The following is a 20,734-nucleotide window of genomic DNA, read 5'->3' as shown; positions in this document are numbered from 1 at the left end:
GTCAGATTCCGGCCAGCGTGTTTGATGGGGCGCTTTAGATCAAAAGCACATCAAAAGCAGATCAAGAGCAACATCAAGAGCGGCTCGCTTCGCATCGTGGTTTCGTTGTGGAGATGCCATCGCAGGCAAGCCTGCCTGTAAAGCCTCGTTGCTCAGTCGTGCAGTGCCTTGGCCGCGGCCAGCAGCCCTTGGAATTTGCGGTAGCGCGCTTCCAACACGGCTTGCTGCCTGGCATCCGGCAGGTACCGCGCCTTCACTGGCATCCCCGCTTGCACCAGCGCCTCTCCTTGGTCAATCGCTAAAAACCCGAGCTTCGCGGCGCCAATGCAGGCGCTCAGTTCACTGCCGTGCAGGGTGAAGATTTCGCGTTGCAGGATATTCGCCAGCAACTGCGCCCAATACCCGCTGCGCGCACCACCGCCCACGAGAGCGCACGCGCCCACGTCGGCGCCGGCCGATTGCACGGCGCGCAATGCGTCCAGCAGGCCGAACCCCACGCCTTCCATGACGGCATAACCGAGCATCGCGGGTGTGCAGTCGTGGCCCAGGCCCATGAAGCCACCGCGCAGCAGCGGGTCGTTATGGGGTGTGCGTTCACCGGCCAGGTACGGCAGGAACAAGGGTGTACTGAGCGGCACGGTCTGTTCGATCGGTAATTGCGTCTGCACCTGGTCCAGCAATGTCTGCTCGTCCAGGGTGCCTGTGAGCCGCGTGACCCAGCGTAGGCAACTGGCGCCGGCCAGCATGGCGCCCATGGTGTACCAGCGGTTGGGCAAGGCATGGCAGAAGCTGTGCACCGCACTCGCCGGGTTGCCGGCAGCGTGGTCGGTGATGGCCACAATGGCCGCGCTGGTGCCGAGGGTGATAAATCCATCCCCCGCATTGATCGCACCGATACCGACCGCCGCCACCGGGTTATCACCACCGCCGCCAGCGATGACCACCGAGGGCGACAAGCCTAACCCCTGCGCCGTCAGCACGGCACTTGCGGCACCGCCTTCGACCAGCCGGGGCATCTGCGCGGGCGAGAGGCCCGTGGCGCGCAACAGGGGGGCGAACCATTCACGCCGGGCCACATCCAGCCACAAGGTGCCGGCTGCATCGGACATCTCGCTGATGCGCTCGCCACTCAGGCACAACCGCAGATAGTCCTTGGGTGACAGCACGCAATCGATGGCCTTGAACACCTCTGGCTCATGCTGTTGCAGCCATAGCAGCTTCGGCGCGGTCAGGCCGGCCATGGGCAGGCTGCCGGTGACGTCGGCAAAGCCTGCGCCCAACTGCTCGGCCTCGGCGATGGCACGGGAGTCGTCCCACAAGATGGCCGGGTATAACACGCGGTTATCCGCGTCCAACAATACTGCGCCGTGCATCTGCCCGGACAGGCCAATACAGGCCACGCGGGTAAACGCCTCATGCCCGCGCAATTCGGCCAGCGCCTGCACGCACGCCTGCCACCAGTCTTGCGGCGCCTGCTCGGACCAGCCGCTGTGGCGCCGCGATACATTCAGGCGCACGCCGGCATGGGCCAACACCGTACCGTCGAGGTCCATGAGGATGGCCTTGAGTTCCGAGGTGCCGAGGTCGATGCCGAGGGATACGGGGTTGCTCATACGTGGGTCATTCCAATCCAATACAGCCACATGAATTACGCACTTGCAGGCTCGGCGCCAGGCGCACGCTGTGGGTCGGCGCGCCGGGCAAGGCCATGCGCTGCAACAGCAGGTTCACGGCCTGGGCGCCAAGGGCCTGGACCGGCTGCGCGATCAAGGTCAGGCGCGGCACGAAAAAGTCCGCCCAGTCAAAATCATCAAACCCCACCAGCGCCATCTGCGCCGGCACGTCTATCCGCGCATCGCGCAGGGCATGCATGGCGCCAAGTGTCATCAGGTTATTGCCCGCCATGATCGCCGTGGGCGGCGCCGTCAAGGCCAGCAACTGCCGCGTAGCCGCATGTGCCGGCTCACTGCTGGAGCCACCGTTGACCAGCAACTGCGGGTCAAACGCCAGGCCCGCCGCCGCTAATGCTGCACGGTAACCGGCGACGCGCTCATCGGTAGTCCCCAGCCCCGCTCGCCCGGCAATAAAGCCAATGCGCCGGTGCCCGTGTTCAATCAGGTGCGTGACCAGGGCCTGGGTGGACTGTGTGTTCTCCACCCCGACCTGATCGAATTGCTCGCTCATCATGCGGTCCACCAGCACCGTGGGCACCTCGTTGGCCCGCAGGTACTCCAGCGCGCTGGAGCCGGTGGACGGTGCGAGCAAGATTCCGTCCACCCGCCGATGGTGCAGCGCCGTGACCACCCGCAGCTCCTGCACCGGGTCGTCGTGGGTGTCGACAAACAGCATCATGTAGCCGTGCTTGGCGCACTCGGTTTCAATCGCGTGCACCGTCTCGCTGAAGTAATGGTTGGACAGCGCCGAAATCGCCACGCCAATCGTGCTGGTGCTCGAACGGGCCAGCGAGCGCGCCAGGGTGTTGGGGATGTAGCCCAATGCCTGGATCGCTTGCTGCACCGCTTGCACCGTGGCCGGGCTGACCTTGCGGGTGCCATTCAACACGTGGGACACCGTCGACGTCGACACCCCCGCCCTGCTTGCCACGTCATCCATGGTGACCACGACGCTGTTCCTCTGGCTAGATCAATGTTTACTCGACCAACCGCTGTACGTCGCAACGTTGTCACGGGTAATCAATTTTGGCGTAAGCAGGGTAACCGCTTCGGCCGGGGCTTTGTCGTTGAGAATGTCATTGCCCACATTCACTGCGGTCTGCGCCATGGCCCACGGGTCCTGGCTGGAGGATGCCTGGATCTGCGAGTCGGTTTTCAGCGCGTTCTCGATGTCCGGTGCGCCGTCCACCGAGGTGATGATGATGCCGCTGCGCTTAAGCTGCTTGGCCGCCAGGTCGCTGCCGATGGCTTGCGGGTCGTTGATCGCGAACAGGCCGTCGATTTTCGGGAAGCGCGTGAGGTAGCCCTGCATCACGTTCAAGCCGCCTTCGCGGGAGCCTTTGCCGTCCTGGTCATCGGACAGCACCTTGATATCCGGCGCGGCGGCCAGCGCGGCCTTGCAGCCTTTGACGCGGTCGGTCACGGCGGTGACTTGCGGGCCGTTCTGGATGATCACATTGCCCTTGCCGGAAAGCTTGTCCACCAGGTACTGGCACGCCAGCTTGCCGGCCTCGACGTTGTCGGTCTGCACGGTGGCGTTGACGCCCTTGGCGTCCACATCCACGGCCACCACGACGATGCCGGCGTCACGGGCTTTCTTGATCGCCGAGGCCATGGCAGAGGGGTCGACGGCGTTGATCAGGATCAGGTCGACCTTGGACGAGATGAAGTTATCGATCTGCGAAAACTGCTTGCTCAGGTCATAGTCGGCCGACACCGAGGTGACCTTGACGCTGGGGTTCAACTCTTTGGCGCGGGCGGTGGCGCCGTCGGCCAGGGTTACGAAATACGGGTTGCCCAGCGAGCCCATGCTGATGCCGAGGGCCTTCAACTCACGGGCTTCGACGGCTTGGGACATCAAGGCAGCCAAGGCAATGACGGGAAACATGCGTTTAAGGTTCATGCGGGTCTCTCTTGTGATTGTTGTAGGAGTGAACTCAGGTCCGCGCACCGGACTGGCGATAACGATCCAGCGCCACTGCGCCAATGATCACGATGCCCTTGATGATGTATTGCCAGATATCCGACACACCCAACAGCACCAGGCCGTTGGTCAGCACTGCGATGATCAGCGCACCAATCAACGTGCCACCGATGGTGCCGACGCCGCCGGTAAAACTGGTGCCGCCAAGGATCACCGCGGCAATCGCATCCAGCTCGTAGGATTGCCCCAGTTGCAGGCCATTGGCAGCAAACAGCCGCGACGCGCTCATCACGGCGCCCAACCCGGCCAGCGCACCGGACATGGCATAGACGAACAGCAGCACTTTCCACACCTTGATCCCAGACAAGCGCGCCGCTTCCGGGTTGCCGCCCACCGAGTAGATCTGCACGCCCATCACTGTTCGGCGCAGGATGAACCACGACAGCGCCACCACCGCCACGGCAATGATCACCAGCCAGGGCACGCCGAGTACCGAGTCATTGCCGATAAAGGCAAACGGCAGGTCCGGGTTGAATACGGTTTTGTCATCCGCCAATAGCCGCGCCAGACCACGCATGGCCGTCAGCGCGCCGAGGGTGACAATAAACGGCGGCAGGCGCATGAAAGCGATCAACCCACCATTAACCAAGCCCAGCAGCAAGCCAAAGCCAATACCGGCAGCAATCCCGAACATGCCGAACTGCGGCGACATCGAGGCCTGCAGCGCGACCACGGCCGAGGCCGCGAGGATCGCGCCCACCGACAGGTCGATACCCGCCGTGAGGATCACAAAAGTCATCCCGGCCGCCAGCACCACGTTCACCGAGGCCTGCTGGGTGATGATCGACAGGTTTTGCACCGTCAGGAAGTTCTCGCTGGCCAGGGCAAAGCCCACCAGCAGCAGGATCAGCACCGGCAGCATGCCCACCGTGCGCATCAACTCGCGTGCGCGCTCAGCCTTACCTGTTGTTGCAATAGTCAACTCAGCCATGGGCAACCACCTGATCGCCACCGGTGGCGAGGTCAATAATGCGTTCCTGGGAAATAACCTGGCCTGACGCGCCGCCGACTTCAGCCACCAACTGGCCTTCGCGCATGATCAGCACGCGGTCGCAGGTGCCGATGATCTCCGGCAGCTCGCTGGAGATCACCACGATACCGACGCCGGCCTGGGCCAGTTGATTGATGATGCGGTAGATCTCGGACTTGGAGCCGATGTCGACGCCGCGTGTGGGCTCGTCGAGGATCAACACGTGCGGCTTGACCTCCAGCAGCCGGGCCAACAGCACCTTCTGCTGGTTGCCACCGGACAAGGCACCCACATTGACCTTGCCCGAGGCCACCCGAATCGACAGCGACTTGATCGCGTCGGTGGCGCGCTGCGCGGCATGCCCGCGATCCAGCACACCGCCGGCATAAGCATCCGGTACACAGGCGCAGACATTGATGTTGTCCGCCACGCTCATGTCCAGGAACAGGCCTTGGGCCTTGCGGTCTTCGGTGAGGTAGACGACGCCGGCGCGAATCGCATCTGCCGGCGTGCGCAAGTGCGTGACGTGCTTGCCGACCACTTCCAGGCTGCCCGAGGTGCGCGGGTCGGCGGCAAAGATCAGGCGCGCGAGCTCGGTGCGCCCTGCCCCGACCAGCCCGGCAATGCCCAACACTTCACCGGCATGTAAATCGAAACTGCAGTGTCGTACGCGCTTGCCATCGGCCATGTCGCGCACGCGCATTACCACGTTGCCGGGGTTATAGGCGGCGTGTTCCTTCTTGTAGAAACCGGACAGGTCGCGGCCCACCATCATTTTCACCAGCACTTCCGCCGACAGCGCCTCGCGGGTCAGTTCGCCGATGTATTGGCCGTCACGCAGCACCGACACACGGTCGGACAACTCATAGATCTCGGCCATGCGATGGCTGATATAGATGATCGCCAGGCCCTGGCTGCGCAACTGCTTGATCAACGCGAACAAACGGTCGGTCTCGCGGGATGACAAGGGCGTGGTGGGTTCGTCCATCACCAGGATCTTGGCGTGGGCATGCAAGGCGCGGGCGATTTCCACCAGTTGGCGCTCGGCGATCGACAGGCTGCTGACCCGCGTTGCCGGGGTGAACTCCGCACCCAGGCGCTGCAGCACTTCGACGCAACCGGCTTCCATGCCCTTGCGGTCGATGGTCCAGCCGCGCCGCAGTTCGCGGCCCAGGTAGATGTTCTCGGCCACGCTCAGGTTCGGGCACAGGCTCAATTCCTGGTAGATCACGGCAATGCCGAGGGCTTTGGCGGTGGCGGGGTCGAAGGTGGGGATGAGCTGGCCGGCAATGCGGATTTCACCACCGGGGTCGGCTTGGTAGGCGCCGGAGAGGATCTTCATCAACGTCGATTTGCCGGCGCCGTTCTCCCCCATCAAGGCGTGGATTTCGCCGGGGTAGACCTTCAGGCCGACAGTCTTGAGCACGCGCAAACCGTTGAAGGTTTTGCTGATGCCCTGCATCTCAAGCAAGGGTTCAAGGCTCATGAATGAGCTCCTGGTTTTATTATTTTTGTCATTGCGTGGCCCGACTCTAATGTAGAAACATTTCCTTACGCAAGCGCTTGCGATGACCATTTATCGCTAGATGAAACGTTTCATCCAGCGTAACTCCGAAAAACATGATTATTTGCACGCAGATATCCGTTCGGAGGGAAATAACCCGCACCCCGCCATCAAAACGCCACAATCTCTGCTATTGTCCAAGCACCTCATCTCCTCCTCATCGCCCCCAAGCGATCTTCTGTGAGCATGCTCTGCGCCCTCGCCCAATGACGACGGCGGGCCTGAACGTCACGGAACGCCCAAGCGATGGACACACCGTTACCCGAACCGCAGTCGCGTGCTGAAAAAATCGTCGAATTCAAACGGCAGAAAACCCTGCTCAAGACCGGCGCCCTGCAAGACGCGATTTTCAACAGCGCCTACTTCTCCAGCATCGCCACCGACGAGAAAGGCGTGATCCAGATTTTCAACGTCGGCGCCGAACGCATGCTCGGCTATGCCGCCGCCGACGTGGTCAACCGCATCACCCCTGCCGACATCTCCGACCCTGTCGAACTGATCACCCGCGCCGCTGCCCTCAGCCTGGAGCTGGACACGCCGATCACGCCGGGTTTCGAGGCATTGGTATTCAAGGCCTCCCGGGGCATTGAAGACATCTACGAGCTGACCTACATCCGCAAGGACGGCAGTCGCCTGTCGGCGATGGTTTCGGTGACCGCCCTGCGCAACCGGCATGACACCATCATCGGCTACCTGCTGATCGGCACCGACAATACCGCGCGCAAGCAGGAGGAAGCCGAGCGCAAGGGCTTCGAGCGCGCGCTGGAAGAAAAGAACCTGGAGCTGGAGCACGCCAGCCACATGAAGTCCGAGTTCCTCGCGACCATGTCCCACGAGCTGCGCACCCCCTTGAATGCGGTGATCGGTTTTTCCGAGGCGCTCAAGGACGGCCTGGTTGGCGACATGAGCGAGACCCAGCGCGAATACATCGGCGACATCTTCACCAGTGGCCAGCACCTGCTGTCGTTGATCAATGACATCCTCGACCTGTCCAAGGTCGAGGCCGGGATGATGGCGCTGGAGTTGGAAGCGGTGGAACTGGCGGGATTATTGGCCAACAGCCTGCTGATCGTGCGCGAAAAGGCAGCCCTGCAACGCATCCAATTGAAGCTGGAAAGCCCCGAGGACCTCGGTTGCCTGGCGCTGGACCTGCGCAAGACCAAGCAGATCGTCTACAACCTGCTGGCCAACGCCGTGAAGTTCAGCGAGCACGGCAGCTCAGTGACCCTGACCGTGCGCCAGGTAACCCGCGAACAGGTCGGGCAGATCCCCGGCGACTGGCCGGTGTACACCTTTGAGTTGCCCGCCAGCCCCCATCGACAATTCCTTGAGCTGAGCGTCAGCGACACCGGGATCGGCATTGCCGAAGACGATATGGACAAGCTGTTCAAGGCGTTCAGCCAAATCGACAGCAGCCTGGCACGCAAATTCGAAGGCACGGGCCTGGGGCTGGCAATGGTCAAGCGCCTGACCGACCTGCATGGCGGCAGCGTCGCCGTGGCCAGCCGCGAAGGCCAGGGCGCGCGGTTTGTGGTCTGGCTTCCGCTGCACCGCGCCCTGGAGGCCGAATGGCCAACATCCTGATCGTTGAAGACAATGAAGCCAACATGCGCCTGGCGCGCCTGTTGCTGGTGAATGCGGGTCACAGCGTACTGTGGGCGCCCGATGCCGAGACCGGCCTGACCCTGGCCCGCGAACAGCAACCGGCGCTGATCCTGATGGACATCCAGCTGCCGGGCATGGACGGCCTGGCCGCCACCGCCCTGCTCAAGCGCGACCCACTCACCGCGCACATCCCGGTCATCGCCCTGACGGCCATGGCGATGAAAGAAGACCGCGAAAAAACCCGGCTCGCCGGTTGCGACGCGTACATCATCAAGCCACTGCGCTACAAAGAGCTGTATCAGGTGATCGATACCTTGCTGCAACAGTCCATCCGCCCTCTCCTATGAGTCCTCTCCATGGCCAGCCAACCCGCAACGCTGTTGATCGTTGATGATGAACCCCAGGTGCGCAAGCTGCTGGAAACCCTGCTGCAACACGAGGGCTACCAGACCCTGACCGCCGGCAGTGGTGAAGAGGCCCTGCAGTTGGTGGCGCAGCGGCCACCCGACCTGATCCTGCTGGACATCATGATGCCGGGCATGGACGGCTACGAAGTCGCCAGCCAGCTCAAAGGCGATGAAACCACGGCGGGCATACCGATCATCATGCTGTCGGCCCTCAGTGAACCGAGCGCCAGGGTCAGCGGGCTGGAGGCCGGTGCCGAGGAATTCATCAGCAAACCGGTGGAGCGTGTCGAGTTGTGGCTGCGGGTGCGCAACCTGTTACGGCTCAAGGCGCGCGGCGATCGCGCGGACCCTTCACGCGAACTCAAGCCACAGCAAACCGGCATGAATGTGCATGACCTGGCCCGCCAGGACCTGGAAAACGCCTTGCGCCTGGCGGTCGAGCGTGAGGAATTCACCGTGCATTACCAGCCCAAGGTCGAGGTTGCCACTGGCCGCATATGCGCGCTGGAGGCGCTGCTGCGCTGGGAAAGGCCGGACTACGGCGCGGTGTCCCCGGCGGTGTTTGTGCCGATCCTGGAAAACATCGGCTTGATCGTGCCCGTGGGGCGCTGGGTGATCGAACAGGTCTGCCAGCAGATTGCCGAATGGCAACGCGGCGCCATCGGTGCGGTGGAAGTCTCGGTGAACGTCTCCGGCCATCAATTGATCGAAGGCGACCTGATTGCCGATATCGCCCACACCCTGGCGCAAACCGGGGTCGAGCCGCATTGGCTGGAAGTGGAACTGACCGAAGGCTCGCTGATGGAAAACACCCAGCACACCATCGCCAGCCTGCAACGCCTGCACGCCATGGGTGTGAAGATCTCCATCGATGACTTCGGCACCGGCTATTCGAGCCTGGCGTACCTGCGGCGGTTTCCCATCGACACGTTGAAGATCGACATCGCGTTTATCCGCGAGGTCACCAGCAACCCCCAGGACGCGGCGATTACCCGCACCATCATAGAACTGGCCCACAGCCTCAACCTGCGGGTGGTGGCCGAAGGCGTGGAAACCCAGGCACAACTGGCGTTCTTGAAAGAGGCCGGCTGTGATCAGATCCAGGGGTATCTGTTCAGTCGGCCGTTGCCGGCGGACACCTTGGAGCGCCTGTTGCTGGAGCGCTTAGAGAGTCTTTGAAATGTCTTCGCGCAAACACTCGATCAACCCTCGGTGGGTCGCACTCAACCGCTCCGCACCGCTGACCAGCGCCAATTCCGAGGGCAGTACCGGCGGCAGCTCCGTGCAGATCCGGTGGCTGGGCAGCACGGCGCTTTTCGGCAGGATGCTGATCCCCAATCCGGACGTCACCGCGGCCTGGATGCCGGTGAGGCTATGGCTGCCAAACGCCAGGCGCCAACTGCGCCGGGCCTTGTCGAGGGTGCGGATGGCACGCTGGCGGTAGATGCAGCCTTGGGGGAACAGTGCCAGGGGCAAGGTTTCGGCCTGCAGGTCCTGGCTTTGGCCGCACACCCACACCAGCGGCTCCGGCCAACTGGCATGGCATTCGCCGCTGCCGGCTTCGCGCTTGACCAAAGCGATGTCGATTTCACCACTGTCCAACTGCCGGCGCAGGTCGGTGCTCATGCCGCTGACCGTCTCCAGGCGCGCTTCGGGGCGTGCGCGGACAAAGCCCGAGAGCACCGACGCCATGCGCGTCGCATCAAAATCTTCGGGCACGCCCAGGCGTACCGGCACCACGCTGGCCTCGGTGTTCAGGGCGTCGCGGGCTTCCCGGGACAGGTTCAACAGGCGCCGCGCGTAATGGGTCAGCAACTCGCCGTGCTCGGTGGCGCTGACTTGCTGGCCCGAGCGGTCGCGCACCAACAGCACTTGCCCGACGCTTTCTTCGAGCTTGCGAATCTGCTGGCTCACGGTGGATTGGGTGCGGTGTACGCGCTCGGCGGCACGCGTGAAACTGCCTTCATCCACCACGCAGACCAGGGTGTGCAGGAGTTCGAGATCAAACATGGCGGCGACCTACATATCGATAATTCAACTGTGATACAGAGGTTAATTTAATTTCCAACTGACCACCAGGTTTCCTATGCTCAAGCGCTCGCCCACTCTTTGCTAGAGGTGCCCCATGCCGCTCGAACACTCCCCTCGCCCGCTGTGGCTGACGTTTGATTGCTACGGCACCCTGATCCAATGGGATGAAGGCCTGCGTGCCGCCGTCGACCGGATCCTCGATGAAAAAGGCGCGCATCAGGTCGACCCTGAAACCCTGATCAGCGTCTACGACCACCACGAACACGCCCTGGAGCAAACCCCACCGCACCGTAATTTCCGCACCCTCGCCGGCCTGGGCTTGCAGTTGGCCTTGGAGGAACTGGGCCTGCCGGCCAACGCGCAGGACGGTGCGATCCTCACCGACAGCATCAGTGCCATGCCTCCGTTTCCAGAGGTGGTGGATACCCTGAAGCAGCTCAAGGCGCTGGGCTACAAGCTGTGCATTGTCTCCAACACCGACGATGACGTGATCGCCGGCAATGTGGCGCAATTGGGTGGCCATATCGACCGGGTCATCACCGCCCAGCAGGCGGGGGCCTACAAGCCCGACCGTCGCCTGTTCGACCATGCCCATGGGCAGCTCGGTGTGAGCCTCGACCAGGTGGTGCACATCTGCGCCAGCCCGCACCTGGACCACGCCGCCGCGCGGGACATGGGGTTTCGCTGCGTGTGGATCGACCGGGGCACCGGCCGGCAACTGCTCGCCGATTACACCCCGGATGCCATCTTGCCGACCCTCGACGGCGTGCCCGAACTGTTCAAGTCCCTGGGGTGGTGAATCATGGCCCATACGTTCACGCCCTCCTCCCTGGGCCCGCGTGCCGGGCGCTTCAACCTCGACACGCCTGCCGCCATCGACGCGCGGGTGGAGCTTGCCGCGTGCCTGCAACTGGCGGCGCTGCATGGCATGGAAGAAGGTATCTGCAATCACTTTTCGGCGACGGTGCCGGGTCATGACGACTTGTTTTTCGTCAACCCGTTCGGCTATGCGTTCGAGGAAATCACGGCATCCCATCTGTTGGTGTGTGATTTTGCCGGCAATGTGATCGACGGCGATGGCACGCCGGAAGCCACGGCGTTTTATATCCATGCCCCGTTGCATCAATGCCAGCCGCGCATCAAGGCCGCCTTTCATACCCATATGCCCAACGCCACCGCGCTGTGCCTGCTGCAAGGGCCGCCTTTGCTGTGGCTGGGGCAGACGGCGTTGAAGTTTTATGGGCGCACGGCAGTGGATGAGGCCTACAACGGCTTGGCCCTGGATAACCGCGAGGGCCAGCGCATTGCGGCGGCGTTGGGCGATGCCGATATTCTGTTCTTGAAGAATCATGGGGTGATGGTGGCTGCGCCGAATATTGCCGAGGCTTGGGATGATTTGTACTACCTGGAGCGCGCGGCTGAAGTGCAATTGAAGGCCATGGCCAGTGGGCAGGCGCTCAAGCCGATTGACCCGGCGGTGGCGCAGGTGGCGTATGAGCAGATGCGTGAGGGTGATCCGGCGAGTGCGCGGGCGCATTTGGACAGTGCCATGCGGCGGTTGAGGGGGATGGGGTCGCGGTTTGATCAGTGACCTGGGTACCTATCCGTTAGGCAGCAACCGATATGGCAAGCCGTTCTCGGTTCAAATGTAGGCGCTGGCTGGCCTGCGATGGCATCGACTCGGTCTGCCTGTTGCACCGTGCCGCCTGCATCACCGGCAAGCCAGCGCCTACCGTGATGGGTTATTGCGCGTTAGCCTTGGCCGCGTCGTTAATGATCGCTACCACCCGCGCCGGGTTCGAGACCATCACCACGTGCGACGCACCTTTCACATCCACGGTTTCCTTGGAGCCCGCGCGGTCGGCCATGAATTTAAGCGCGGCCTCGGGAATATTTTTGTCGGCTGAACCGTATATGAAGTAGGACGGTACGGTTTTCCAGGCCGGGTCGCCGGACGGTTCCTTGAGGGCAGCCTCGGTGATCGGGCGTTGGCCGGCGGCCATCAGTTGGGCGTCCTTGGCTGCCACGTCGGCGGCGAACTGGCTATTGAATTTGTCTTGCTGGATGTACAGGTCGGTCACGCCGTCCTTGGAGACCACGGGTTTGTCCAGGGTCGGGCCCAGGGTGCCGCCGGGGTAGCGGCCGGACAGTTCGAACGCGGTCTCACCTTTTTCAGGGGCGAAGGCGGCCACGTAGACCAGGGCCTTGACCTTGTTGCTGCCATGCACGGCGTTGGTGATGACCGAGCCACCGTAGGAGTGGCCGACCAGAATCACCGGGCCCGGGGTGTGTTCGACGATGTCGGCCACATAGTCCGAGTCGGTCTTGACGCTGCGCAGCGGGTTGGCCACAGCGACTACCGGGTAGCCCTCGGCCTTGAGACCGGCGATCACGCCGTTCCAGCTGGATGCATCGGCGAACGCGCCGTGCACCAGCACCACCGTGGCTTTTTGCGGGGCGGCGAAGCTGGCGGTGCTGGCACCCAGGGCGAGTGCACCGGTGATCAGGGCGGCGGCGACGCGGGAGAACTTGAAGGTTTTCATGGACGTTTGCTCCGTTGGGGTTGGCGCTCAAGGCGTTGAACGTGAGGCCATGATGCCGAAGCAAGTTTTACAAATGGAGGCTAATAGTCGACGATATAGCGCAGATCGTCTAAACAAGGTCGCTTTTTCAATTCAGGTGAGTCATGGATCGTTTGTCCACACTGCTGGAGCACTTCGGCATCGGTGCCGATACCTTTCATAGTGGGCCCCTGCACGGCGCCCTCGACACCCGCGACGTGCAGCAGCGGGGCCGGGTCTATCTGCTCAAGGACGGCCAGGCCAGCCTGGAAATGCCCGACGCCACCCTGCGTATTCCCGAGCCCAGCCTGGTGCTGGTGCCGCGTCCCCTGCCCCATCGCCTGCTGGCGACCAAGGCTGACCGTGCCCAGGTGGTGGCGGCGTCCCTGCGTTTTGACGGTGGGTTGGATAACCCGTTGTCCGTAGCGCTGACCGACACCATCGTGATGCCGCTCAAGCAGATCCCGATGATCGCCGGTACGCTGGACTGGCTGTTCAGTGAAGCCTTTGCCGAACACTGTGGCCGCGAGGCGGTGATGAACCGCTTGTTCGAGCTGATGGTGATCCAGTTCCTGCGCCACATGATGGCCTATCACAGCATGACCACCGGCATGATGTCGGGCCTGGCGGACCTGCGCCTGGCGCGGGCCATGACCCTGCTGCACAACCATCCCGAACGCCCGTGGACCGTGCAGGAAATGGCAGTGGAATCGAACATGTCCCGCGCCAGTTTTGCCGCGCATTTCCATAAGGTAGTCGGCCAGACCCCAGCCGACTATGTACTGAGCTGGCGCGTGAGCCTGGCGCAGAAACGCCTGCGTGAAGGCCGGCCCATCGCCCTGATTGCCGATGAAGTCGGCTACGAAAGCCCCTCGGCGCTGGCCCGTGCGTTTCGGCGCAAGATCGGCACCAGCCCGCGTGAATGGCTGCATTCGCAGGCGCCGCTACGGGTCGAGCACGCCGCCGCTGTAGCTGTCGGATAAGCGCGTGCCGGTGAACTTGGCGACCACCGCACCCTGGGCTACCAGGCGTTCGCGGTGGGCAGTGACCATGCGCCCGGCCTGGGCTGCGTGCAGGGTCACTTCCGAAGCGGGGTCACCGGGGCGGCCAATGATGCGCGCAAAACGCTGGCCTTCTTCGACGTAATCACCCAAGCCTTTCTCGAACACCAGCACCCCGGCACAGGGCGCGAGAAGGGTTTCCATGCAGCCCATGTCGACCACGTCGCCTGGCCATTCGGCGATACTCGCCACCTCATCGATCACGCCATTGATGCACAACCAGGCCCACAGGCCAGCGGCGTCCTGTTGCGCCAGGGCGTCGCTGACGTCTGCTTGCCCGCGCAGCTCAAGGGTGGCCGCCAGTTGCGGCGATGCGTGGTTGATGATGGTTTCTTCAAAGGAGCCATCGCCGCCCTCGTCCCAGACAATCACCAGGTCCACCTGCAACGCCGCCGCCAGCGCCAGGCCTTGGTCGGGCCAGAAGCTGCGATGGATGTAGAGGTACGGCAACGCCTCGTCATCGGTGTGCAGGTCCAGCACCAGGTCGGCCTCGGCGGCCAGTTGCACCAGGCGTTTCTGCCACTGCGCCAGGTTGCTCGCTGGGCGTTCCATGGCCAGGGAATGGTCGAAGGCACGGTTGAAATTCTGCCCGGTGGCTTCATGGAAACGCCCAAGCAAACGGCCCTGGCGGAACTGGCCGATACCAAATGGGTTGGCCTGGGGCACCACCGTGACGCTGCCCTTCAGGCGGCCTTGGTCCTGACACGCCTGCAAGCGCGGCAACAACTGATGCAGGACCAACATGCCGGCGATTTCATCCGCATGCACACCCGCTTGCAGGTGCACCCTGGGCCCGCTGCCGTCACCGTCGAAACGCCAGGCGCCGACGTGCAGCGCATTGCCGGCGTCGCCGGTTTCCTGCCACGAAAGGTCTTTTGCCATGCCTTGCCCTCCTCTCATCAATTAATCGGTAGAGATTGAACACGTGTTCAACTAACCTGAGCGCTGTGGTGTTTCTTCAAAGGCCTGTCCATGACTGTCGAACCTTCCAAACTGCGCCGTGCCGACCCCGACGAGCGCCGCGACCTGCTGATTGCCGCCACCCTCACCTGCCTGGCCCGTGACGGGCACGCCGGGATTTCCGTGCGGCGTATCGCTTCCGAAGCAGGGGTTTCGGTGGGGTTGCTCAACCACCATTTCGGCAGCATCGACGCGCTGATCGCCGAGACCTACCAAAAGCTCGCCAACGAGCTGACCACCGCCCTGTGGGAACAGGTCGAGCTGGCGGATGGCGCCGCCGCACGGCTCGACGCCTTCCTCACCGCCTCGTTTTCGCCCAGGGTCATGGACCCCGACCTGCTCGGCGTGTGGGTGGTGTTCTGGAGCCTGATCCGCCACTCGCCCCACGTGAACCAGTCCCACGAAAACAGCTACCACGCCTACCTGGCATTGATCCAACAACTGCTGGACGACCTGGCCCGCAGCGAACGCCTGGTGATCCACGACAGCCACCTGGCGGCCATTGGCCTATCGGCGATGCTCGATGGACTCTGGCTCGAGGGGTGCCTCAACCCCGGCACCTTCAGCCCCGCCAACGGCCTGCACATCTGCCGCTGCTGGGTACAGGGGTTGCGTCACGGCGCATTCGGCGCCGACCACATCCTGTGACACCGGGTGCCGCGCACTGAGCATGGCCAAGGTGCCGCTGATGGCGATCAACACCGCGCCGACGATCAGCGAACCTTCCATGAGCGTGCCCCACACCAGGCTTGAGAGCAGGAACGCCCAGATCAATCCGGTGTATTCGAACGGCGCCAGCAACGTCGCGGTGGCACGACGAAAACTCGCAAACAACAGGAACTGGCCGATACCGCCCACCAAGCCCGCCGCCAGCATGCCGAGCCACGCCGGCGTGGGCGATGGCGAATGGGTCCAGGGCAAGGTCACCGCCATGCACAGCACAAACACGACGTTGGTGATCAGCATCTGCTCCAATACCGAGGTGCTCGGGTCGACCTGGCGCAACTGGATATAGGTAAACGCCCAGCACAAGGCGGCGGCCAATGTCAGCGCGATGGGCACCGGATCGAGCAGATGGCTGGGGCGACAGGCGATCACCACGCCGACAAAACCGATGATCAGCGCGATCCACTGGCCGCGACTGGCGCGCTCCTTGAGGATCAGCGCCGCCAGCAGCGTGACCATGATCGGCGCGGAGAAATACAGCGTGGTCATTTCCGCCAGGCTCAGGTCCTTGGCGGCGGTGTAGTACAGCAACCACGCCAGCAACGACAACAGCCCGCGAATGATCAGCAAGCGGCGGCTGACCGACGTCCACGCGCGCCGCAACAGCCCCATGCGCCCCGCCATCACGCAGGCGAACACCACCACGAGGCTGCGCCAGAACAGAATGGTGAACACCGAGTAATCGGCCACCAGCCATTTGATCACCGCATCCTGCAGCGCCAGGAATGCGTAGGCCAGGGAACACAGGGCAATCCCTTGCAGCGAGCGGTCCTGTTTCATCCGGCCGACCTGCGCAGTGGCGTGCCGCGCCGTTCGGCAATCGCATAGACGGCTTCAATCAGGAAGGTCAGGCACAGGTAGACCCCCGCCACCAGCAGCAATGGCTGGTAGATCTGCAGGGTCTGCGCGCGCACCACGTTGGCCGCACCCAGCAGGTCGACCACGGCAATGGTCGAGGCCAGCGCGGTGGACTTGAGCAGCATCACCGTTTCCCCGGCCAGGGTCGGCAGCAACAGGCGCATCGCCCGTGGCAGCCGTACCCGTAGCAGCGCCTGGCGTGGGGTCATGCCGAAGGCCGAGGCGGCTTCCATTTCCCCCTTGGGCACGGCCAGCAGACCGCCGCGAATCACCTCGCCCACATAGGCGCCGACCGACAGCACCAGGGCAAACACGATGTACCAGTAACCGTCGCGCAGGTACGGCCACAGGAAGCTGCCGCGAATCATCGGGAACTGCGCGAACAGGCTGCCCAGGCCGTAGTAGAAAATGTAGATCTGGATCAGCAGCGGCGTGCCGCGCAGCACGCTGGTGTAGGCCAGCGCCCCGCGCGCCAGCCACTTGCGCCGCGACAACCGCGCCAGCGCGACCAGCACCGCCAGGGCAAATCCGAGCACCGCCGATACCGCCAGCAACGACAAGGTGGTCTGCAACCCCTTGGCGATCAAGCCGGCGTAATAACTTATCCATTCAGGCATGGGCCGCTCACTCGACAACCGGCATCCAGCGACGGATACGTCGCTCCAGGCGCCCGGACAGGTAGTTGGAAGCCAGCGTCACCAGGTAATACAAGGCGGCGGCCGTGAGGTAGAACAGCAGGTACTGGCGCGTGGAGCCGGCCGCCTGCTTGGCGGTATAGAGCAATTCGTTGGTGCCGACCACGCTGATCAAGGCGCTGTCCTTGATCAGGTTGATCCACAGGTTGGACATGCCCGCCAGGGCGAACGGCGCCATGATCGGCAGCGTCACCCGCCGGAACAGGCCCAGCCCGCTGAGGCCGAAGGCCCGCGCCGCTTCGATCTGGCCGTGGGGAATCGCCAGGATCGCCGCGCGGAAAATCTCCGAGGCATAGGCGCCCTGTACCAGGCCCAGCACCAGGATCGCCACCAGCGGGCCGCTGATATTCACTTGCTCGAAGCCCATCCACAGCATCAACGCGTTAAGGCCCATGGAGCCTGCGTAATACAGCAGCAGGATCAGCAGCAACTCCGGCACCGCGCGAAACACTGTGGTGTAGCCGCGCATCAGCAGCGCGATGGGGCGCGGCGCACTGAGCTTGGCGCACGCCACCACCAGGCCAATCAGCAAGCCGACCGCGAAGGCGCCGGCGGAGATCTGCAGGGTCATCCATAACCCCTTGAGCAGCGCATTGCCCCACCCTTGTTCGCCAAAGCTGAGAAGGTCGAACATCATTCGCTCTTCTGGGCGACTTGTTGGTACGGGCTGTCACAGGTCTTGCTCACAAACGCCGGAGTATCGCTGCGTTTGCACGGGCTCACCGACAAACCGAAGTAGTGCTGCGACAGGTCGTCATAGTCCTTGCTCACCAGCAACTCGCCGATGGCTTTGTCCAGCCGGGCCTTGAGCGCGGTGTCTTCCTTGCGCAAACCGGCGCCGACGCCGCGCCCGATGATCGGGTCGTAGGGCACGCTGGCAATGTGCGCCAGGCCGCTGGCTTCGGGGGTCTTGACCATCATGGCGATGGCGGTGTCGTCGGCCATCATGTAGTCGATACGCCCGGCGATCAGGTCGGCGTTGGCCGATTCCTGGGTGTCGTAGTACTTAAGGTCGGCGATGTTTTCGTAGTACTTCTTCAGGTAATTGGCACTGACGGTGGAGATCTGCACGCCGATCAACTTGCCCTTGAGGCCCGCCGGGGAGATCTCGACTTCGCTGCCCTTGGGCCCGGCGACACCCAGCAGGGAGTCGTAGTAGGCACGGCTGAAGGCGATCTGTTTTTCGCGCTCGTCGGTCACTGACATCGAGGAGAAAATCACGTCGATTTTCTTCGCCAGCAGCGAGGGAATGATGCCGTCCCACGCCACTTCCTTGATCTGACACTCGGCTTTCATGCCTTCGCAGAGCTTGTGGATCAGGTCCACCTCAAAGCCGGACCACTGGCCATTGCCGCCCTTCACGGTAAAGGGCGGATAGGGTTCGGCCGCCACCGCAAACACGATGGGCTTGTCTGCCGCCCAGGTGAAACCTGCGACCACCATCAACACTGCACTGCTCAGCCACGTTGCCATACGCTTGGATTTCATGATTTTTGCCCCGTCTTTTTCTGGAGTTAGCGAGTTTGATGCGCGTTGACGAACTGCCGGCAACGCTCACTGCGTGGGTCAATAAACACCGCATCCGGCGAGCCGGTTTCTTCGATCATGCCTTGGTGCAGGAACGCCACTTTCGACGACACATCCCGGGCGAACGCCATTTCATGGGTGACCAGGATCATGGTGCGGCCTTCCTCGGCCAGGGAGCGGATCACCCGCAGTACTTCGCCCACAAGTTCCGGGTCGAGGGCCGAGGTGGGTTCGTCGAACAGCATGACTTTGGGCCGCATGGCCAGCGCGCGGGCAATCGCCACACGCTGTTGCTGGCCACCGGAAAGGAACGCCGGGTACTCATTGCGCTTGGCGGCCAGGCCGACGCGGTCGAGCAAGGCTTCGGCGCGTTCGATGGCTTCGGCGCGGCTTTCGCGCAGCACCTGGGTGGGGGCTTCGATAAGGTTTTCCAGCACGGTGCGGTGTGGCCACAGGTTGAAGTTCTGGAACACCATGCCCAGGGTCGAACGGATGCGCACCAGTTGCTTGGCGTCCGCCACCAGCGGTGCGCCAGGGCGGCCGTAGTTGAGCTTGATGCTCTCGCCGTCTACATGAATGCTGCCCTGGTCCGGCACTTCAAGCATGTTGATGCAGCGCAGCAGGGTACTTTTGCCCGATCCACTGGCGCCGATCAGCGAGATCACATCGCCTTCGTGGGCCGTGAGCGAAATGCCCTTGAGCACCTCGATATTGCCGAAGCGTTTATGCAGGTCGATGACCTCGATCATCTTCTTTGCTTGCGCCGGTTGCACCACCTCGATTCTGGGTGCTGCGGCGATACGCGGCTCACCGGCCAGCTTGGCGACGAACTGCGCGATGCGCTGGCAGGCTTCGGCCAAACGCGCTTCCCCGAGGGTGAACGACAACCGCACGAAACCCTGGGCGGGCTCGCCGAACGCGGCGGCGTCCAGCACCGACACCCCAGCTTCGCGAAACAAACGCCAGGCGAAATCCAGCGAGCCCAGGCCGGTATCACGCACATCCACCAGCACAAACATCCCGGCTTGCGGCGCTTGCACCTTGATGCCTGGGCAAGCACTGAGCCCCGTCACCACCAGGTCGCGCCGGCGCCGATAAATCTCGCGCATGCCCTGGGTCACTTGGTCATGGGCCAGCACTGCAGCAGTCGCAGCCTCCATTACAAAGCCGGGCAGCCCGTAGAGCATGCTCAACACCAGGGTTTCAGCATGGGTGACCATTTGCGGCGCAGCGATGATCCAGCCGATGCGCCAACCGGTCATGGCGTGGGACTTGGACAAACTGCCGATCACCACGCAGCGCTCGGCCATGCCCGGCAGTGCGGCGAGGCTGTGGTATTCGCCATCGAACACCAGGCTTTCATAGACCTCATCCACCACCACCCACAGGTCGTGGGCGACGGCCAGGTCGGCGATGGCTTGCAACTCCTGCGGGTTCAGCACCACGCCGGTCGGGTTGTTCGGGTTGGAGAAGAAAATCGCCCGTGTGCGGGGTGTGATCGCCGCAGCCAGCAACTGCGCGTCCAGACGAAAGCCCGACTCCGGCGAGCACGGCACACGCACCAGCGTTGCGCCGCTGGCCTTGAGCGTGGCCTCGTAGGTGACGTACATCGGGTCGAGCACCAGCACCTCGTCACCGGCCTGCAACAGGCACAGCGATGTCACGAACAATGCATTCTGCGCACCGGCGACGGTGATGACGTTGGCGGCATCCAGTGGGCGTTGCAGGGTCTTGCTGTAGCGCGCGGCAATGGCGTCGCGCAGTGCCGGGCGGCCAGGGATCTCGGTGTAGTGAGTGTCGCCTTCGCGCAGGGCACTTACGGCGGCCTCGGTTATGAAACCTGGCGTGGCGAAGTCCGGGTCGCCGACGCTGAGGATGATGATGTCTTCGCCCCGGCTGGCGGCCTGGTAGGCCGCGTGGTGGATGTCCCAGGCGGCGACGCCCTGCCCTGCAATTCGATCGACGAAGGGGGAAAACCGCATGCCAGAGCCTCTTGTTCAAGAAGAAACAGCGCGAACCCGTCGAGTGGCAAACGGGCGGATGCGGTCAACATAGTTCAAACTGAACAGTCGTTCAATGGGTAAGTTTGCGGCCGTGTCGTTTATGGTCCAA

General features: G+C 63.1%; 19 protein-coding genes and 1 pseudogene. 7 read left to right on the top strand and 13 right to left on the bottom strand.

The features are described 5' to 3' along the window. Positions 1–152 precede the first annotated feature (152 nt). Genes xylB through KUA23_RS15125 form a run of 5 tightly spaced genes read right to left on the bottom strand, consistent with a single transcriptional unit; the run spans position 153 to position 6,113 of the window. Positions 153–1,613 (bottom strand): xylulokinase, encoded by a 1,461-nt coding sequence (gene xylB, locus KUA23_RS15145; protein ID WP_252992310.1) that lies wholly within the window; start codon positions 1,611–1,613, stop codon positions 153–155. 7 nt (positions 1,614–1,620) lie between these two features. After that, complete coding sequence (locus KUA23_RS15140; protein WP_078048453.1) at positions 1,621–2,622, bottom strand: LacI family DNA-binding transcriptional regulator; 1,002 nt, start codon at positions 2,620–2,622, stop codon at positions 1,621–1,623. Positions 2,623–2,643: 21 nt separating this feature from the next. After that, positions 2,644–3,576 (bottom strand): ABC transporter substrate-binding protein, encoded by a 933-nt coding sequence (locus KUA23_RS15135; RefSeq protein WP_078048452.1) that lies wholly within the window; start codon positions 3,574–3,576, stop codon positions 2,644–2,646. Between the two features lie 34 nt (positions 3,577–3,610). Further along, entirely contained in the window at positions 3,611–4,588 is a 978-nt protein-coding gene (locus KUA23_RS15130; protein WP_095016223.1) for an ABC transporter permease subunit, read from the bottom strand. Next, positions 4,581–6,113, bottom strand: a complete 1,533-nt coding sequence (locus tag KUA23_RS15125) for a sugar ABC transporter ATP-binding protein (RefSeq protein WP_078048450.1) — start codon at positions 6,111–6,113, stop codon at positions 4,581–4,583. The genes KUA23_RS15130 and KUA23_RS15125 overlap by 8 nt, the downstream gene beginning before the upstream one ends. A gap of 324 nt (positions 6,114–6,437) precedes the next feature. Here KUA23_RS15125 and KUA23_RS15120 point away from each other — a divergent pair, with 324 nt between their 5' ends. The 3 genes from KUA23_RS15120 to KUA23_RS15110 are packed head-to-tail and all read left to right on the top strand — an operon-like array spanning position 6,438 to position 9,382. Then, entirely contained in the window at positions 6,438–7,775 is a 1,338-nt protein-coding gene (locus KUA23_RS15120) for a sensor histidine kinase (protein ID WP_099492037.1), read from the top strand. Continuing rightward, entirely contained in the window at positions 7,760–8,143 is a 384-nt protein-coding gene (locus tag KUA23_RS15115) for a response regulator (protein ID WP_078048448.1), read from the top strand. The genes KUA23_RS15120 and KUA23_RS15115 overlap by 16 nt, the downstream gene beginning before the upstream one ends. 9 nt (positions 8,144–8,152) lie before the next feature. After that, positions 8,153–9,382, top strand: coding sequence for an EAL domain-containing response regulator (locus tag KUA23_RS15110; RefSeq protein ID WP_100490668.1), 1,230 nt, complete (start codon positions 8,153–8,155; stop codon positions 9,380–9,382). Here KUA23_RS15110 and KUA23_RS15105 read toward each other — a convergent pair. Further along, on the bottom strand, positions 9,368–10,213 hold the full coding sequence (locus KUA23_RS15105; protein WP_252992309.1) for a LysR family transcriptional regulator: 846 nt from the start codon (positions 10,211–10,213) through the stop codon (positions 9,368–9,370). The two genes, KUA23_RS15110 and KUA23_RS15105, sit on opposite strands and share 15 nt — an antisense overlap. Positions 10,214–10,328: 115 nt before the next feature. Here KUA23_RS15105 and KUA23_RS15100 point away from each other — a divergent pair, with 115 nt between their 5' ends. Both KUA23_RS15100 and KUA23_RS15095 read left to right on the top strand, forming a co-directional pair. Continuing rightward, on the top strand, positions 10,329–11,033 hold the full coding sequence (locus KUA23_RS15100) for an HAD-IA family hydrolase (protein WP_099492033.1): 705 nt from the start codon (positions 10,329–10,331) through the stop codon (positions 11,031–11,033). 3 nt (positions 11,034–11,036) lie between these two features. Then, positions 11,037–11,825, top strand: coding sequence for an aldolase (locus tag KUA23_RS15095; protein ID WP_078048444.1), 789 nt, complete (start codon positions 11,037–11,039; stop codon positions 11,823–11,825). 151 nt (positions 11,826–11,976) lie between these two features. On the opposite strand, the gene KUA23_RS15090 is transcribed toward KUA23_RS15095, so the two are convergent. Then, positions 11,977–12,777, bottom strand: coding sequence for an alpha/beta fold hydrolase (locus tag KUA23_RS15090; protein ID WP_078048443.1), 801 nt, complete (start codon positions 12,775–12,777; stop codon positions 11,977–11,979). Positions 12,778–12,920: 143 nt separating this feature from the next. Between KUA23_RS15090 and KUA23_RS15085 the strand changes: the two genes are divergently transcribed. Further along, entirely contained in the window at positions 12,921–13,778 is an 858-nt protein-coding gene (locus KUA23_RS15085) for an AraC family transcriptional regulator (RefSeq protein WP_252992308.1), read from the top strand. Here the strand turns inward: KUA23_RS15085 and KUA23_RS15080 are convergent. Then, complete coding sequence (locus KUA23_RS15080) at positions 13,740–14,738, bottom strand: M14 family metallopeptidase (RefSeq protein ID WP_252992307.1); 999 nt, start codon at positions 14,736–14,738, stop codon at positions 13,740–13,742. The genes KUA23_RS15085 and KUA23_RS15080 overlap by 39 nt on opposite strands. Positions 14,739–14,828: 90 nt before the next feature. Here KUA23_RS15080 and KUA23_RS15075 point away from each other — a divergent pair. Then, positions 14,829–15,368: pseudogene (locus KUA23_RS15075) on the top strand (TetR/AcrR family transcriptional regulator); the annotation flags it as partial. Here the strand turns inward: KUA23_RS15075 and KUA23_RS15070 are convergent. The 5 genes from KUA23_RS15070 to KUA23_RS15050 are packed head-to-tail and all read right to left on the bottom strand — an operon-like array spanning position 15,324 to position 20,604. Then, the gene (locus tag KUA23_RS15070; RefSeq protein ID WP_252992306.1) at positions 15,324–16,322 is read right to left on the bottom strand and encodes a DMT family transporter; all 999 of its coding nucleotides are present in this window, start codon (positions 16,320–16,322) and stop codon (positions 15,324–15,326) included. The pseudogene KUA23_RS15075 and the gene KUA23_RS15070 sit on opposite strands and share 45 nt — an antisense overlap. Next, positions 16,319–17,017, bottom strand: coding sequence for an ABC transporter permease (locus KUA23_RS15065; protein WP_252992305.1), 699 nt, complete (start codon positions 17,015–17,017; stop codon positions 16,319–16,321). Before KUA23_RS15065 ends, KUA23_RS15070 begins: the two co-directional genes overlap by 4 nt. A 7-nt stretch (positions 17,018–17,024) precedes the next feature. Next, entirely contained in the window at positions 17,025–17,729 is a 705-nt protein-coding gene (locus tag KUA23_RS15060) for an ABC transporter permease (RefSeq protein ID WP_078048437.1), read from the bottom strand. Beyond that, on the bottom strand, positions 17,729–18,583 hold the full coding sequence (locus tag KUA23_RS15055) for a transporter substrate-binding domain-containing protein (RefSeq protein WP_078048436.1): 855 nt from the start codon (positions 18,581–18,583) through the stop codon (positions 17,729–17,731). The genes KUA23_RS15060 and KUA23_RS15055 overlap by 1 nt, the downstream gene beginning before the upstream one ends. 26 nt (positions 18,584–18,609) lie before the next feature. After that, positions 18,610–20,604, bottom strand: a complete 1,995-nt coding sequence (locus KUA23_RS15050) for an aminotransferase class I/II-fold pyridoxal phosphate-dependent enzyme (RefSeq protein ID WP_306428738.1) — start codon at positions 20,602–20,604, stop codon at positions 18,610–18,612. Between the last annotated feature and the right edge of the window lie 130 nt (positions 20,605–20,734).

The sequence above is a fragment of the Pseudomonas pergaminensis genome, from assembly GCF_024112395.2.
Taxonomy (GTDB): domain Bacteria; phylum Pseudomonadota; class Gammaproteobacteria; order Pseudomonadales; family Pseudomonadaceae; genus Aquipseudomonas; species Aquipseudomonas pergaminensis.
This window is presented reverse-complemented; position numbering and strand designations above follow the sequence as displayed.

Excerpts from the sequence above, each read along its gene's own strand:
- KUA23_RS15100 (WP_099492033.1), top strand. The coding sequence starts at position 10,329 with ATGCCGCTCGAACACTCCCCTCGCCCGCTGTGGCTGACGTTTGATTGC.
- KUA23_RS15120 (WP_099492037.1), top strand. The coding sequence starts at position 6,438 with ATGGACACACCGTTACCCGAACCGCAGTCGCGTGCTGAAAAAATCGTC.
- KUA23_RS15080 (WP_252992307.1), bottom strand. The coding sequence starts at position 14,738 with ATGGCAAAAGACCTTTCGTGGCAGGAAACCGGCGACGCCGGCAATGCG.
- KUA23_RS15055 (WP_078048436.1), bottom strand. The coding sequence starts at position 18,583 with ATGAAATCCAAGCGTATGGCAACGTGGCTGAGCAGTGCAGTGTTGATG.
- KUA23_RS15070 (WP_252992306.1), bottom strand. The coding sequence starts at position 16,322 with ATGAAACAGGACCGCTCGCTGCAAGGGATTGCCCTGTGTTCCCTGGCC.
- KUA23_RS15090 (WP_078048443.1), bottom strand. The coding sequence starts at position 12,777 with ATGAAAACCTTCAAGTTCTCCCGCGTCGCCGCCGCCCTGATCACCGGT.
- KUA23_RS15095 (WP_078048444.1), top strand. The coding sequence starts at position 11,037 with ATGGCCCATACGTTCACGCCCTCCTCCCTGGGCCCGCGTGCCGGGCGC.
- KUA23_RS15060 (WP_078048437.1), bottom strand. The coding sequence starts at position 17,729 with ATGTTCGACCTTCTCAGCTTTGGCGAACAAGGGTGGGGCAATGCGCTG.
- KUA23_RS15050 (WP_306428738.1), bottom strand. The coding sequence starts at position 20,604 with ATGCGGTTTTCCCCCTTCGTCGATCGAATTGCAGGGCAGGGCGTCGCC.
- KUA23_RS15135 (WP_078048452.1), bottom strand. The coding sequence starts at position 3,576 with ATGAACCTTAAACGCATGTTTCCCGTCATTGCCTTGGCTGCCTTGATG.
- KUA23_RS15065 (WP_252992305.1), bottom strand. The coding sequence starts at position 17,017 with ATGCCTGAATGGATAAGTTATTACGCCGGCTTGATCGCCAAGGGGTTG.
- KUA23_RS15105 (WP_252992309.1), bottom strand. The coding sequence starts at position 10,213 with ATGTTTGATCTCGAACTCCTGCACACCCTGGTCTGCGTGGTGGATGAA.
- KUA23_RS15130 (WP_095016223.1), bottom strand. The coding sequence starts at position 4,588 with ATGGCTGAGTTGACTATTGCAACAACAGGTAAGGCTGAGCGCGCACGC.
- KUA23_RS15115 (WP_078048448.1), top strand. The coding sequence starts at position 7,760 with ATGGCCAACATCCTGATCGTTGAAGACAATGAAGCCAACATGCGCCTG.
- KUA23_RS15110 (WP_100490668.1), top strand. The coding sequence starts at position 8,153 with ATGGCCAGCCAACCCGCAACGCTGTTGATCGTTGATGATGAACCCCAG.
- xylB (WP_252992310.1), bottom strand. The coding sequence starts at position 1,613 with ATGAGCAACCCCGTATCCCTCGGCATCGACCTCGGCACCTCGGAACTC.
- KUA23_RS15125 (WP_078048450.1), bottom strand. The coding sequence starts at position 6,113 with ATGAGCCTTGAACCCTTGCTTGAGATGCAGGGCATCAGCAAAACCTTC.
- KUA23_RS15085 (WP_252992308.1), top strand. The coding sequence starts at position 12,921 with ATGGATCGTTTGTCCACACTGCTGGAGCACTTCGGCATCGGTGCCGAT.